Source organism: Hamadaea sp. NPDC051192, from assembly GCF_040682475.1.
GTDB lineage: Bacteria > Actinomycetota > Actinomycetes > Mycobacteriales > Micromonosporaceae > Hamadaea > Hamadaea flava.
Genome location: NZ_JBFBAZ010000011.1, coordinates 57,149 through 72,232 on the forward strand (window position 1 = coordinate 57,149; position 15,084 = coordinate 72,232).

10 protein-coding genes are annotated in these 15,084 nt (G+C 71.5%); 4 read left to right on the forward strand and 6 right to left on the reverse strand.

What is annotated here, in order from left to right; genetic code table 11:
- Positions 1-52: 52 nt before the first annotated feature.
- The 4 genes from AB0M47_RS07340 (at position 53) to AB0M47_RS07355 (ending at position 4,831) form a co-directional block, all read left to right on the forward strand.
- Entirely contained in the window at positions 53-3,403 is a 3,351-nt protein-coding gene (locus tag AB0M47_RS07340; protein ID WP_363409848.1) for a nitrate- and nitrite sensing domain-containing protein, read from the forward strand.
- Positions 3,400-3,804 (forward strand): roadblock/LC7 domain-containing protein, encoded by a 405-nt coding sequence (locus AB0M47_RS07345; RefSeq protein WP_253758077.1) that lies wholly within the window; start codon positions 3,400-3,402, stop codon positions 3,802-3,804. The genes AB0M47_RS07340 and AB0M47_RS07345 overlap by 4 nt, the downstream gene beginning before the upstream one ends.
- Positions 3,805-3,870: 66 nt before the next feature.
- Positions 3,871-4,242, forward strand: a complete 372-nt coding sequence (locus AB0M47_RS07350) for a DUF742 domain-containing protein (RefSeq protein WP_253758075.1) — start codon at positions 3,871-3,873, stop codon at positions 4,240-4,242.
- Position 4,243: 1 nt separating this feature from the next.
- Positions 4,244-4,831: an ATP/GTP-binding protein gene (locus AB0M47_RS07355; RefSeq protein WP_363409852.1), complete on the forward strand. Its 588-nt coding sequence runs from the start codon at positions 4,244-4,246 to the stop codon at positions 4,829-4,831.
- A 79-nt stretch (positions 4,832-4,910) separates the two neighbouring features.
- Here AB0M47_RS07355 and AB0M47_RS07360 read toward each other — a convergent pair whose 3' ends face one another.
- The 6 genes from AB0M47_RS07360 to cydD all read right to left on the reverse strand — a co-directional run bounded on the left by AB0M47_RS07360 (position 4,911) and on the right by cydD (position 15,067).
- Positions 4,911-6,113 carry an ABC transporter substrate-binding protein gene (locus AB0M47_RS07360; protein ID WP_363409855.1) on the reverse strand — a complete coding sequence of 401 codons (1,203 nt, stop codon included), beginning with the start codon at positions 6,111-6,113 and terminating at the stop codon, positions 4,911-4,913.
- A gap of 118 nt (positions 6,114-6,231) precedes the next feature.
- Positions 6,232-8,682: a transposase gene (locus AB0M47_RS07365; RefSeq protein WP_363409858.1), complete on the reverse strand. Its 2,451-nt coding sequence runs from the start codon at positions 8,680-8,682 to the stop codon at positions 6,232-6,234.
- 58 nt (positions 8,683-8,740) lie between these two features.
- Complete coding sequence (locus AB0M47_RS07370) at positions 8,741-9,619, reverse strand: DNA primase (RefSeq protein WP_363409861.1); 879 nt, start codon at positions 9,617-9,619, stop codon at positions 8,741-8,743.
- Between the two features lie 112 nt (positions 9,620-9,731).
- Positions 9,732-11,441, reverse strand: coding sequence for an aminotransferase class V-fold PLP-dependent enzyme (locus AB0M47_RS07375; RefSeq protein ID WP_363409864.1), 1,710 nt, complete (start codon positions 11,439-11,441; stop codon positions 9,732-9,734).
- Between the two features lie 96 nt (positions 11,442-11,537).
- Complete coding sequence (locus AB0M47_RS07380; RefSeq protein ID WP_363409867.1) at positions 11,538-13,265, reverse strand: ATP-binding cassette domain-containing protein; 1,728 nt, start codon at positions 13,263-13,265, stop codon at positions 11,538-11,540.
- Positions 13,262-15,067, reverse strand: a complete 1,806-nt coding sequence (gene cydD, locus AB0M47_RS07385) for a thiol reductant ABC exporter subunit CydD (RefSeq protein WP_363409870.1) — start codon at positions 15,065-15,067, stop codon at positions 13,262-13,264. Before cydD ends, AB0M47_RS07380 begins: the two co-directional genes overlap by 4 nt.
- Between the last annotated feature and the right edge of the window lie 17 nt (positions 15,068-15,084).

Here is a 15,084-nt window from a genome sequence, read left to right on the forward strand (position 1 = left end):
GGATAGTTCGGTCCTTTCGCGTCTCCGTCGACCGGCGGGTCGACTCCGGGACATGCCCATCTGGGCCAAACTTGGCCTCATCATGGTGGTGCCGACGCTGGCCACCATCGTCGTCGGTGTCAACGGTCTGGTCGGCCAGATGGATACGGTCGAGCTGGCGGACCGTGCGCGTACCTTCGCGAACGTCAACACCGAGGCCGGCGAGCTCGCCCATGAGCTGCAGGAAGAACGGGCCAAGGCGGTCATGGCGCTGGGCGCCGGCACCGACAAGGCGGCCCGGCAGACCGCGCTGAGCGCGCTCGACCAGGTCATCACCGCGACGGACAAGGCCAAGGACGACTACCTCCAGCAGGTGCAGTCGCTGTCGACGACCGACCTGCCCGCCAAGTTCACCGCGACGCTGGAGAACGTCACCCAGGGTCTGCAGGCGCTCGGCCCGGTCCGGGACGGCACGAAGAACGCCAAGTCCCAGGCCAGCGACGTCGCCTCGACCTACAGCTCGATCATCGGCGACCTGAACCAGCTGCGGGACTACACCGCACGGTTGGCCGGCGACACCTCGCTGTCCGAGCGGATGCAGGCCGGCGCGCAGCTCGCCAAGTACAAGGAATATCAGGCGCAGAAGCGGATCATCGTCCTGAACGCGTTCGCCAGCGGCACCATGACGACGCAGATGAAGGACGACTACATCGCCACCCTGATGGGTTCCGAGCAGGCCTTCAACGCGTTCAAGCTGCTCGCGACGGCGGACGAGTTCGAGATCTGGACCACCCGCACCAGCGGCCGGGCATTCCGAGAGGTCAGCCTCGACCAGGGGCTGATCGAGTCGATGAGCTCGCCGCAGATGTCCACCCTGACGTTCACCGCGCAGAACTGGGACCAGTCGCACTCCGAGGCGGCCGACCTCGTCCGCAAGGTCGAGGAGAAGGTCGACGCCGACGCGGCCAGCGAGGCGACCCGTGTCCGGGACGACGTCACCCGGCAGGTCCTGGTGCAGACCGGTCTGCTGCTGGGCGCGCTGATCCTGGCGATCCTGTTCGCCTGGCTCGTGGCCCGGTCGATGGCCCGGTCGCTGCGCGAACTGCGGCACGGCGCGCTCAACGTCGCCCAGTACGGGCTGCCCCAGGCGGTCGCCCGGCTGCGTGATCCGTCGATCTCCGCGCAGCTGTCCCCGGCCCAGGTCGCGACGCAGATCGCCGACCCGCTGCCGGTCCGCAGCAAGGACGAGTTCGGCCAGGTGACCGAGGCGTTCAACGCCGTCCACCTGGAAGCCGTGCGTACCGCGGCCGAGCAGGCCGCCCTGCGGTCCTCCGTCGCGACGATGTTCGTCAACCTGGCCCGACGTTCGCAGATCCTGGTCGACCGGCTCATCGGCCACCTCGACCGGCTCGAACGCGGCGAGGAGGACCCGGACCGGCTGGCCGAGCTGTTCCAGCTCGACCACCTGGCCACCCGGATGCGCCGCAACGACGAAAACCTCCTGGTGCTGGCAGGCGCCGACTCGACCCGCGTCCAGCGCGACCCGGCGTCCCTGGTGGACGTGCTCCGCGCCGCGCAGTCCGAGGTCGAGCACTACACCCGCATCGAGTTCGGCACGGTCGACCGGGACATCGAGGTCGCCTCGCACGCCGTCAACGACCTCGTCCACCTCGTCGCAGAGCTGTTCGACAACGCGACCGCGTTCTCGCCGCCGGACTCGATCGTCATGGTCGAGGCGCGGCGGGTCGGCGACCGCGCCGTCCTCTACGTCGAGGACCAGGGCATCGGCATCTCCAACGAGATGCTCGCCGACATCAACGAGCGGCTCGCCACGCCGCCCATGGTGGACGTGGCGGTCTCCCGGATGATGGGTCTGGTCGTGGTCGCGCGGCTCGCCGCCCGGCACGGCGTCAAGACCGAGCTGCGACCCGCCACCGACCGGGGCACCATCGCCGACGTCACGCTGCCGCAGTCCGTGCTTGTGCCGCGGGCGCTGTCCGGGCGCGGTCAGGCCCCGAGCCGGCCCGTCACGCCACAGGCTCCGCCGGCCCAGACGCCGCCGCGTTCCCCGTTCGCCCAGCCGCTGGCGCTGGAGAGCGGGCCGGTGCAGCGCCAGGCGCCGGGCCAGCGTCCGGGCCAGGCTCAGCGTCCGGCGTACGAGCAGCAGCCGCCGCGCATCTTCGAAGCGCCGGCCGCCCCGAACGTCCCGCCGATGCCCGAGCCCGTCAACGGCCGCTCGATGCCGGCGTGGTCCGACCTCACCGGGGTCAACGGCCGCCCGGCCGCCCCGGCCGGCCCGGTCAACGGATCCGGCCCGGCCGACCACGACCCGCTACCGACTCGCCGGCCGCAGGAGAGCTGGACGGTCGACGGCGAACTGATGTCGGACGGCGTGGGCATCCCGCGCCAGATGCCGACCTCGCCGGAGGCGATGCCCACGACGGGCACCCCGCCGATCAGCAGTGTCCCGGTCAGCGGATACCCGGTGAGCGGCGCTCCGGTCAGCGGATACCCCGTCAGCGGCGTACCGGTCAGCTCGGCTCCGGTCAGCTCGACCCCGGTCAGCGGCCCGGCGAGCGCATCGCCGACCGCGCCGTCGCTGCCGGTCTGGCCGCCGGTCACCATGCCGACGACGCCCAACGTCCCGACGACACCGTCGGTCGGCGAGCCGCTGCCGCAGCGCCCGACCGAGCGGACGTCTGACTACCCGGCCGTTCCGACGGCCGGGGCGGAGCCGCGGCCGACCCTCGCGTACGTGCCGCCCGCGCCCGCCATGCCGGATCGTCACGTGCCGCCCGCGGACGAGACGATGGAGCTGCCGATCTTCCGGGAGCTGGAGTCGGCCTGGTTCCGGACGCGCAAGCCGGCCGCCGGCGAACTGGCCGACGCGGCCGACGCCTCGGCCACCGCGCAGATCCCGCGGATCACCGCGGAGACGGCCGCCGGGCCGTACGCCACCGTTCCCGCGACCGAGCAGGCCACGGGGCAGTATCCGACGATCGCCGGTGGGGGCGCTCGGGACGGAGAGCAACAGCGTTCGAGCACGATGGCGGGTAGTGCAGGCATGGGGAGCAACGACCGCCCTACGGGGTACACGGTTCCGGCGCCGTACGCGCCGAGCTGGCAGACGATCGCCGACGACGGCTGGAAGGCGGCCACGGCGGCCGCGTCCGCCTCGAACGAGGATTCGACCGAAGTTACCGGCTCCGGCCTGCCCAAGCGTGTTCCGATGGCGCAGCTGGTCCCGGGCGGTGTGGACAAGGGCGGCACGACGCTGGACCGGCGTACGCCCGAAGGTGTTCGCGGCCTGCTCTCCGCATACCACCGCGGTGTGCAGCGAGGCCGTACGCAGCAGAAAGACGATGACTCGACCGCTGGTTCGAACCCGAACGGGCGGCAAGGTGGCAAGGAGCATGAGGCATGACATCAACGCAGGATCTGGGTTGGCTCCTCGCCAACTTCGCGGATCGCGTCCCGGGAGTCGCCCACGCGGTCGCAGTCTCCGCCGACGGCCTGCTCCTGGCGTCGTCACGTGACCTGCCGCGGGACCGCGCCGACCAGTTGGCGGCGATCTCCTCCGGCCTGGTCAGCCTGACCCAGGGCGCCGCGCGATGCTTCGAGGGCGGGGCTGTCCTGCAGACCGTCGTGGAGATGGACAACGGGTTCCTGTTCCTGATGTCCATTTCGGACGGTTCCTCGTTCGCCGTTCTCGCCGCGCGCAGCTGCGACGTCGGTCAGGTCGGCTACGAGATGGCGCTGCTGGTGGATCGGGTGGGCGATGCGCTCACGCCGGCCCCGCGGGCGGCGGCGGGCATGCTCAACTGAGGACGCGCGCGGTACGAACCCGCAGTGGAGGGTCCACGGCGGGTTTGGAAGGGGGTGAACGGCTAGATGGTTGAACGCGAAGAACCGACCGGTGCGCTGGTTCGGCCGTACGCCGTTACCCGAGGTCGCACCCGGCCCAGGCTGGAGATCGCGATCGAAGCGCTGGTGGAGACGACCATGCGTGGCCGGTCGACGCAGTCGACCAAAGGCGCGGGCCGGGAACACCAGCACATCGCCTCACTGTGCGACGGCCGCCTGCAGTCGCTGGCCGAGATCGCGGCGCGGATGCAGCTGCCGCTCGGCGTGGCGCGGGTTCTCATCGCTGATATGGCCGCAGATGGTCTCGTCGCGGTCTATGAGCCGACCTCGTTCGAGACCAATGACGCAGTAGGCACTGAGTTGCTGGAGAGGGTGCTGAGTGGACTTCGGAGGCTCTGAAATGTCGCACCGTCCTAACGTGGGACGGGTGACCTCGGCGAAGATCGTCATCGCCGGTGGCTTCGGCGTGGGCAAGACCACGCTGGTCGGGTCGGTATCGGAGATCACCCCGTTGACCACCGAAGCGATCATGACGTCCGCGGGCGTCGGGGTCGACGACACCCGGCAGGTGCCGGGCAAGACGACGACCACGGTCGCGATGGACTTCGGCCGGATCTCGATCGACCGCGACCTGATCCTGTACCTGTTCGGTACGCCGGGCCAGACGCGGTTCTGGTTCATGTGGGACGAGCTGGTCCGCGGCGCGATCGGCGCGGTCGTCCTCGTCGACACCCGGCGGCTGGCCGACTGCTTCGCGGCGATCGACTTCTTCGAGCATCGCAAGCTGCCGTACGTCGTGGCGATCAACTGCTTCGACGGTACGCAGTTCCACTCCGAGCAGGACGTTCGCGACGCGCTCGCGATCTCCCCGGAGGTCCCGGTGCTGCCGTGTGACGCCCGTGGCCGCGAGTCCACCAAGCAGGTGCTCATCGGCCTGGTGGAATACGTGCTGAACATGCGGCGGACGCGTACCGGCATTCCGGCCTGACGCCGGTCACGACGAGAAGAGCGGCCCCCTACGCGGGAGGCCGCTCTTTCGTTTGCGTGTTCCGTGGGCTGAGCGGGCCTCAGAGGCGCTGCCAGGCCCCGCCCTTGGCCTGGAACAGGGCCAGCACTTCGGGGGCCATCCCGCCGTGGTCGATCGGGCTGAAGCCGTACGCCCCGGCGACACCGTCGTAGGGGGTGGACTCCAGCGCACCCCGCAATCGGCGCCCCTCCACGGTGGAGACGCGCCGGGCGGCCGCGGCCACCAGCGCCAAGGCGTCGACGGCGTACGGCATGCAGCCGCTGAACGCGCCGTATTCCTGGTTGTAGCGGTTGACGAACAGCCGGATCTCCCGGCCGCTGGCGGTGTTCACGATGAACGGCGCCCCGGCCAGCACCGGCGAGTAGAGGACGTACACGCCTTCCATGACGGAGGCGTTGTCCTCCTTCAAGGTGTCGTCGTCGATCGCGGTCGGCGGCAGGTAGATCGCCGGGTTCTCGTCGGTGTCCTTGAGCGCCTGCACAGCGCGTACGGCGTTGGCGGGCGACGTCCAGACGACGACCGCGTCCGGCTTCTCCTCGACAGCCCGGGCGGCCGCTCCGGCGAAGTCCTTGCCCGAGGCGGCCAGCTCGACCGTGTCCACCAACTTGCGTCCAGCCGCCGTCAGGGCTGCCTTGGTCGCGCGTACGCCGTCAGAACCGAGCGTGTCGTCGGTGGAGAGGATGACGACGTCCCGCTGGCCGGCGGCGCGCATGCGGCGGGCCAGCCGAGTCCCGACGTCCGAGGCGTTCGGCGCCAGCTTGTAGGTGAACTTCCGCGTGCTCAACGGAATGGAGATGGCGTCGGCGGCGCAGAACGACAGGTACGGCACGTGCTTCGCCTCGGCCACCTTGAGGGTGGCGAACGCGGCTTCGGCGCTCAGGCCGCCGATGATGGCGGCTACGCCCATCTCGGCGAACTCCTCGGCGACGGCGGTCGCGGTCGCGGCGTCGCTCTGGTTGTCGCGGATGACCACGTCGAGCTTGCGATAGCTGTCGCCGACGCGTACGCCGTCGACGTTGAGTTCGGCCAGGGCGATCGCGATGGCGCGCTCCTGCAGCCGGCCGGAGACCGTGCCGCTGCCCGAGAGTTCCAGCGTCGCGCCGACCCGGATCGGGTCCGTGCTCAGCACCTTGTTCTCGGTGGCCGTCGCCGACGAACCGTTGAGGACGCCACAACCGGTGAGCGCCGACCCCGCTGCCACCGCGGCTCCCAGGGACAGGAATCCGCGTCGGGTGACACTCATGAACCGCCTCCGAACCTGAAACTGCTGCTGGCGTATGCTCTCGCCTCGCCGCAGGTAAGGTCAAGCCCCGTCCGTGTGGCTTACTTCACGGGTAGGGCTTGGCAAAGAGGTTCGAATGCTACCTGCCGTATCCAGCGGTTCGGTAGCCGTAGTCGTCGCGGTCGTCGCGGTCGTTGTCCCGGCTGAAGTCCCAGCCACCCGCCGACTCCCGGCCCGGCCGGCCGCCGACGGCGTAACCGTTGACTTCCTGGCCACGACGCCAACCCCGGAAGTAGCCCGAGGTGTGCTGCGCCAGCCGCTGCGGGTCGCGCACGATCTGCAGCGGGCGTTCGGGCGCCGCGATCGGCGATCCCGGCACCAGGTTGGCCTGCGGTACGCGCTTGGGCAGCCCGGCCCGGGTCTGCTCGACGATGTCCGGGTGCGAGGCGTGCTGCGCCGCCTGCCAGCCGAGGTCCATCTCGGAGTTCCAGGTCGGCTCGTCCTCGACGGCCTCGTCGGCCTGCCCGGTGAACCAAGCGGACCGGACGGTGGAGAAGATCAGCAGGTCGCCGTCGGCGTCATCGGGCATCGACACGTTGGCGTCCAACGGGTCGGGACCACTACTGCGGCGGACCCGACCCGGCAGCGGCTCGTCGAGCGCGGCCGCGTCGACCAGGCGCAACGCGGGCGGCTCCGGCAGCTTCAGGTCGTCGGCGAGCCACGGCGGCGTGACCTTGTCGTAGCCGCCGGTCCCGAAGTCGCGGACCTCCGGCTGCTCCGGCGTGTACGCCTCGGGCTCGTCCCGGTCGCCGAGCAGCGGCCAGGACGATCGGGCGCCCGGCACCTCGCCGCCGTTGGCCGGGGCGGCCGGGCGGCTCAGCGGGAACACGATCTCGGCTGCGGCGGCTCCGGCGCCCTGCTCGTCCAACGCGGCGAGCAGGGGTTCGGCGGGCGGCGCGGTGAGTCGCTCGGCCCGCGCGTTGTTGATCGCGGCCTGGCTGAGCTTCGGCACGAACGGCGCGCCGGTCTCCGCCGGAGTGATCCGGGACGGCAGCGGCTCGGGCTCGACCGGTACGCGCTGCGCGGGCACCGGGTTGGCGGCGGGCTGCGCCATCGGCATGGCCTGCGGCTGCCGGGTCGGCATCGGCTGGCCCGACACCGGCTGCGGCACGGCGGTCTGCGCGACGGCGACGGGCTGCGGCTGGTGGGCCGGCTGTGCCACCGGTTGCGGAGCCGACACGGGCTGAGCCGCGACCGGCTGAGCTGCGACGGGCTGTGGCTGGACGACCGGCTGCGCCATCGGCTGCGGCGCGGCCGGCTGAATGATGGGCTGGGCGGCGGTCGGCTGCACCATCGGCACACCCACGGCCGGAGTCGGCTCGAAGCCGGGCGGCAGCGGGGCCGCCGGGGAGACCGGCGTTGCCGAGACGGGCGTTGCCGAGACCGGCGTCGCGGAGACGGGCGTTGCCGAGACGGGCGTCGCGGAGACGGGTGTTGCCGAGACGGGCGTCGCCGAAACAGGTGTCACGGTAGCCGGAGCGGCCGAGACCGGCTCAGCCGAGACCGGGCTGGCCGAGACCGGAGCCAGCGGCGCTCGGTTGCGGCGAGCGGCCGGAATGCGCGTGACCGGCGGCTCGGGCGCCTCACGAACCGCCCGCAGAGGCGTGATCGGGGTGGCGGCCCGCCGGCCCTTGGCCGGAGCCGGGGTCGCGACCCGGGCCGCGACCGAGTCGATGAGGGCGGCGCAGGCCGCGTCGCAGGCTCGGACGGCGGCCACCGCTTGCCGGACGGTCTCGGCGATGGCACTGGTCAGATGCTTGGTCACCCCGCCGCGGCGGGGGGTCTCCGCGATCGCGACGCGCAACGCGGTCACTGCTTCCAGCGCGCTGGCGTGGTCGGTGACGCCGGACGCGGCGACCTGAGCGGCGACCGAGTCGACGGCGAGGGCGGTGTCACGGTTGCGGCCGGTGGCCGGGGCGGCGAGCAGACCGGGTTCGGGAAGGAGGTCCAGAATGGTCAGCGCCACCGGCTCCGCCGGGTCCGGGTACGCCCGGAGCGCCGCCGGATACAGCTCGCGAAGCACCTCGCGCAGGGCGCCGGCCGCGCCGTGGCGGCCGTGCGTCAGCGCCGAGTGGGCGGAGAGCACGGGCTTGAGCCCGGCCAGATCCCGAGGAGCCGGACCAGCCTGGGCCGACAATGCACCGGCCTGGAGCGCCCGGGCGAGACCGACGGCCCGGCGCTCGGCCGGCTCCGACTCGATCTCCTCCTGGGACTCGTCGTCGGCGAAGCGCTCGGCGTAGTCGTCGGCAGCGTCGTCGTCGACGACGGACAACGGACGGCCCGCCGTCGTCAGCAGCATGGTGACGAGGTGATCGTCGCTGTCGGCGGCGACCGCCACGCCCGACGGCGCGCTGGAGCGCTCGGCGAGCAGGCTGCTGAGCGTCGCGTACCCGTTCGCGTCGTCGCCGATCTCGCAGACCTCAAGCAGACGGCCTGAATCGTCGACGACCGCGGCGGTCAGCCAGCCTTCGTCGCCGGCCACCCCTGTGTCGGCCGAAGCCAAACCGCAATACACCCGAACGAGCGCCACGGCGTCGTCCTCCTCCCGGGACTGTCGTGTGCCAAGGTTTGATGCTGCCTTGGAACTGTCAGTCGCGCCAGTCCACGATGCCGGAGATCTTGCCGATCACCGTTCGCCAGCCGAGACTTGCCTGTTGTGCCCCGATTTTGCGGACCCGCCGCTTGGCGAGGAACCCGCCGACGCCGCCCGAGCCGGCCGACCGGAGCGCCTCGTCGAGGTCGTCCAGGGGCGAACCGGGGGACAGCATGCCCAGCACGTCGTTGAGGCGCAGCGAGTAGGCGATGTCCCGGGAGACCTCGCCCGCGCTGAGGATGAGGTTCGGGTCCCAGGCGTCATGCCCGCCGCGCAGGTTTTCGACGACGAGGTCGAGCTCGTAGGTGTCGTCATCGGCCGGCGTGAGCTGCTCGACGTCGATCTCGTCGGTCAGGCGCTCCCATTCCGGCAACTGGGACATGTCGTTCGCCGCGCCCGACTTCACGAACTCGACCAGGCCTTCCGCGCTCTTGAAGAGCAGCAGCTTGCCCCTGTGCGTGAGGAAGAGCGGGACCTCTTCGACGTCCTCCGCCTCTTCCTCGGCCGCCTCTTCCTCGTCCTCGGACTCGGCGGCCTCGGCCGCCTCCTCGTCGTCGATCGGCTCGAGGTCGACGCTGGTGTCGGAAGCCTTGCGGGGCTTGCCGGCGGCCTCGTCTTCGTCGGCCTGGCCCAGCGCCTGGCGGGTCAGCTCCTCCTCGTCGAAGTCGGGCAGCTCTTCCTCGTCGTCCTCGAGAGCGGCGTCCGGCTTACGCGCGAAGGGGTCGTCGTCCTCGGGCCGCTCGGAGACGTCCGTCGGCGTGAAGGTGGTCGACGATCGGTACGCCCGCAGGGTGAAGCCGCTCCCGCGCGGCAAGGCGATCTCGACCGGGTCGATGGCCAATTCGCCCCAGAACTCGGTGGGTTCCTCCGCCACTGCGTCCTCCTGGACTGTCCTGTCGGTGACTCAACGCACAACCCTAGTCGTTGGACGCACGGTCCGTGCGCCCGGATCGGCGACTTGTCCACAGGGTGTACGCCGGGCCGTCTCACCGCGGCGTGACCAGGCATTCGTCCGGCAACTCGAACCAGCGCAGCTCCTCGAAACGGGGGGACACCCCCGCGCCGGCGGTCCCGTCGGCGTACGCGCGGTCGGCGTGCTTGTCGAAGACGTCGCGGGCGTACGCGAGGTAGTCGGGCAATGCGCTCTCGGGGGCGCGCTCGTGCTGGGTCGGATGCCGGAGCCGGCCGGTCGCGTCGTAGCGCAGCCGATCCAGCCGCAACGGGGGCTCGACGATGCCGTCGGAGTGCCGCCACAACCCCGTGCGCGCGTCGAACCGGTAGTCGGGCAGCAGCCGCCAGCCGTACGCCGCCACGAGGTGCACCGCCTCGACGATGTACTGGTACACGGCCTCGGAGATGAAGTAGTTGAAGCTGACCCGGACCCAGCCCGGTTTGATCCCCTCACAGCCGGCGAGGATCTCCTGCTCGAACCGGTGCGACCGATCCAGGTCGATGCCGAGCAGCCGGTGCCCATAGGGTCCGGCGCACGAGCAGCCGCCCCGGGACTGGATCCCGAACAGGTCGCTGAGCAGCGCCACCACGTAGTTGTGGTGCAGATAGCGACGCGTCGGTGCGCGTACCACGAAGGAGACGATGGAGAGGCGCTCGGCCTCGAGATTGCCGAGCACGTCGAGGTGGGGGTCCTGTCGCCAGGAGGCGATGGCCCGGCGCAGGAAGTCTTCCTCCTGGGCCCGGATGACTCCGGCCCCGACGGCCTCCTTGAGCTGGAAGACCAGTCCGGCGCGGATGTCGCCGACGATCGCCGGGGTGCCGCCCTCCTCGCGGTGCGCGGGGTCGGACAGGTAGTGGTGCTCGACGGCGTTGACGTAGTCCACCGTGCCGCCACCGGGCACCGTCGGTACGCGATTGCGCAGCAACTCGCGCCGGACGATCAGGACGCCCGAACTGCCCGGTCCGCCGACGAACTTGTGCGGGGACAGGAAGATCGCGTCCTTGTACGCCAGCGGGTACCGCGTACATCGCCCGGACATCTCGATCTCGACGTAGGGCGCGGCGGCCGCGAAGTCCCAGAACGACAGCGCGCCGTGCCGGTGCAGCAGGTCGGAGATGCCGTGGGTGTCGCTCACGATGCCGGTGACGTTGGACGCCGCCGAGAACGAGCCGATCTTGAGAGGGCGGTCGGCGTACCGGACGAGTTCCCGTTCCAGCGCCTCGACGTCGATGTGGCCGTCGTGATCCTCGGGGATGACCACGACGTCGGCGATGGACTCCCGCCACGGCAACTCGTTGGAGTGATGCTCGAACGGGCCGATGAACACCACCGGGCGCTCGGCCGCCGGGATCTGCTCGCGCAGCCGATAACGGTCGTCGAGTTCGGCCGGCAGCCGGATGCCGAGAATGCCGACCATCTTGTCGATCGCGCCGGTCGACCCCGACCCGGTGAAGATCACGACGGTGTTCTCGTCCCCGCCGACCGCGTCGTGGATGATCCGCCGCGCGTCCTCCCGTAGACGCGTCGTCTGCCGTCCGGTGCCGGAGGACTCGGTGTGCGTGTTCGCGTACCTCGGCAGGACCTCGTTCCGGACGAAGTCCTCGAGAAAGCTCAGTGCCCGGCCGGACGCGGTGTAGTCGGCGTACGTGACCCGGCGGGGGCCGTAGGGACCCCACATGACCTGGTCGTCACCGATCACCGAATCTCGTACCCGCCGGACGAGCGGGGTGTCCTCCGCGACCATGCTTCAGTATGTGACCTTCAGATCACTGCCCGCATCGGTCGCGCGGTCCTATCGGCACCAACCAAGCTGACTCGGCACCCAGCCAAGACGACTCGGCTAAGCCAGCGTGACGACCGTGTCGAAAGCGCTCGTTTCGGCGGTTCGGTGCGTTACCAGGACAACCGTCCGGTCTCCGGCGTACGCCAGCACCCGGCGGAGAACCTCGTCCGCGTGCTGCGGGTCCAGCCCCTCGGTCGGCTCGTCCAGCACCAGGACCGGCGGCGCGTGAAGCAGCGCTCGCGCCAGCGTCAGCCGCTGCCGCTGCCCGCCGGACATCGCGGCGCCCTCCTCGCCGACCAGGGTGTCCCAGCCGTCCGGCTGCGCCTCGATCCAGTCGAGCAACCCGGCCGCCTCGGCGGCGGCATTCCGTTCCTCCAGGGTGGACGAACGGCCCAGCGTCACGTTGTCCAGGACACTCGCGTGGAACACGGCCGCGTCCGCGAACAAGCCGCCCACCAAGTCGTACGCCTCCTCCGGCAGCGGCCGGCCGGCGTACGTGACCGCGCCGTCGCTGGGGGCGATCGCGCCGGACAGCAGGCCGAGCACCGTGGACTTGCCCGCACCACTCGGCCCGACCAGGGCGGTCTTCGAACCCGGCGGCAACGTCAGCGAGAAGCCCTCCAGCGCTGGTACGCCGCCCGCGCGGTACCGGACCGTGACCTCGTCCAGCCGCACCTCGCCCGGCTGCGCCTTCTCGCGCTCCGCCGTCTCGCGCTCCGCGGATTCGTGCTCGGCGGTTTCGGGCAGATCAGGGTTATGCATGCGATCTTGGGGCTCGGAAGCATGCATATCCCTGATCTGCCGCTTACCAGCGCCGGCGCCAGCGGCGGGAGCGGCGGCGGGAGCGGCGGCGGGAGCAGCGGCGGCGGGAGAGGGAGCGAGTAGCGGCCGGAGGCGAGCGAGCGCCCCGGAGATCTCGGCGCGCTTGCGAGCGGCGGCGACCAGCGAAAGCGCGATCTCGCCCGCGGCGAGCGTGCCGACCGCGAGGACCCCGATCCAGACGCCGGGGACGTCCTGGGCGAGTGCGGCGAGCACCACCCCGGCGGCGGTCGCGGCGATCACGAGCGAACCGAGCAGGTCCACGCCGAGTGCCCGCCGGGCCAGGCGCTTCTCCACCGTCGCCAGTTGCGTGGCCGTACCGGCGGCGGACTGCTCGAAGGCTTCCCGGGCGCCGTACGCGGCCAGGTCAGCAGCACCGTGCACGAGGTCGATCGTCGACACGGCGTACGCGGCGCGCAGGGGCGCGAGTTCGGCACTGGCGGACGACGTCATCCGGGCAGCCATCGCGGGCAGCAGCAGGCCGCAGATCAGGAGGCCGACGGCCAGCACGAGCCCGGCGAGCGGGTCGATGGCGACGGCGGCCACCACGGCCACGGCGCCGGCCAGAGCGGCCGCGAAGGCCGGCAGCGCGACGCGTACGACCAGGTCCTGCACGGCGTCCACATCGGAGACCATGCGGGACAGCGCGTCACCCCGGCGCGCCACCAACCCGGGCTGCCGCGTGAGTGAGGCGAACACGCGCGCGCGTACCTCGGTCACGATGCGGAGCACGGCGTCGTGACCGGCCAGGCGCTCGGCGTACCGGAAAGCTCCCCGGGAGATCGCCAGGGCGCGGACCGCGACGATGGCGACGGTGAGCGCGGTGATCGGGGGCTGGCCCGCCGCGGTCATGAGCAGCCACGTCGCGGTGGCCATGAGCCCGAGGCCGGACAGCTCCGTGACGGTCGCGAGCAGGCCCGCGCCCCCCAGGCGCCACAGCATCGGCCGGATCAGGTCCCACGTCATGCCGGCACCTCGGCTCGTTCGATGAGACGCCCGTCCTCGACCCGCACGACCCGCGTGGCCAGCCGCAGCATCGCGGGCCGGTGCGCCACGAACACCGCGGTCCGATCCGCGATGAGCCGCTCGGTCGCCTCGATCACCGCCTGCTCGCTCTTCGCGTCCAGCCGCGAGGTGGGCTCGTCCAACAAGATCAATTCAGCACTTATCTCGTGCCGGGCGGCTAGCCCGTCGGAGCCCAGCGGGTACCGCTGGACACGCAGAAAGGCGCGGGCGAGGGCGAGTCGCTGGCGTTCCCCGCTGGACAGGCCGTGACCGCGCTCGCCCAGCGGCGTGTCGAGGCCGTCCGGGAGACTCGCCACGACCTCGTCGAGGTACGCCGCCCGAGCCGCCGCCTCGATCTCGGTCCGAGTCGCGTCCGGCGCCCCGAGAGCGATGTTCTCGGCGAGGGTGGCCGCGAAGAGATGCGCCTTCTGCGGCACCCACGCGATGCGCCGCCGCCAGGCGTCGAGGTCGTCTTCCCCCCGCAGCACCGCGCCGGTCGTCGGCGTGACGAAGCCGAGCATGAGCCCGACCAGGGTGCTCTTGCCGCCGCCGCTCGGCCCGACGAGGGCGATCCGGTCGCCGCGCCGCACCTCCAGGACGGCGTCCTTGAGGGCCGGCCCCCGCTCGTACTCGACGGTCACCCCGTCGACCCGCACGAGTATCGACGCGTCCACCGGCGCTACCGCAGGCTCCCGAGCCGGACCCCTCTGGGCTGGATCAGGGTTCCGGGTCGAATCTTGGGCAGTGATTCGACCTAGATCCGTGATCCGGGCCGAATCGACGGCGAGGGAGTCGGCGGCGAGGGAGTCGGCGGCGGGCGAATCGGCGGCGATGAGGGTGAAGGCCTGATCGAGCGCGGTCAGGCCTTCCATGCTGGCGTGGAACCGGCTGCCCGCCGCGCGAAGCGGCGCGTACGCCTCCGGCGTGAGTAGCAGCACGAGCAGCGCGGTCGAGAGGGTCAGGCTGCCGCTGAGCAGCCGAAGCCCGACCGGGACGGCGACCAGGGCCACCGAGATCGTGCCGACGAGTTCGAGCACGAGCGCGGAGAGGAAGGCGACCCGCAGCGTCTGCATGGTGGCGACCCGATGCTGGTCGGCCATCTTGCGTACGGCGGAGACCTGGGCCTGCGCGCGGCCGAAGGCCCGCAGCGTCGGCAGGCCCGCCACCATGTCGAGGAAGTGCCCGCCGAGCATCTGCAGCCGCCGCCACTGCCGCTCGGTGGTGGCCTGGGTCTGCCAGCCGATGAGGATGCCGAAGATCGGCAGCAGCGGCAGTGTCACGAGCACGATGATCGCGCTGGTCAAGTCGCTGGCCGCGAGCGTGATCAGGACTGCGGCGGGCACCGTGACGCCGAGGATCAGCTGCGGCAGGTACCCGGTGAAGTAGCCGTCGAGGGCGTCGAGCCCGCGTCCGGTGAGGGTGGCCAACTCGCCCGCGCGTTGCCCGGTCAGCCAAGCCGGTCCCCGATCGCCGACCGCCTTGAGCAGGTCGTCGCGAAGCTGCGCCTTGACCGTGGCCGACATCCGAGCCGCGGCCAGGCCGCTCGCCGCGGCGAGCAGTGCTCGCAGGCCGAGCGCCACGACGAACCCGGCCAGGGCGACCGCGTCGAGTCTGCCGTCCGCGGCGGCCACGAGCGTCCGTGCCAGGGCGTAGGCCGATCCGACGGCGGCCAGTGCAACACCGGCGCCCGCCGCCGCGAGCAGCGCCGCGTCGCCCCGGGCGGCCGGCGCCGCCCGGAGCAGCCGAGGATCGAAAGGCCGCATGCTGGCAGTGAAGCAGA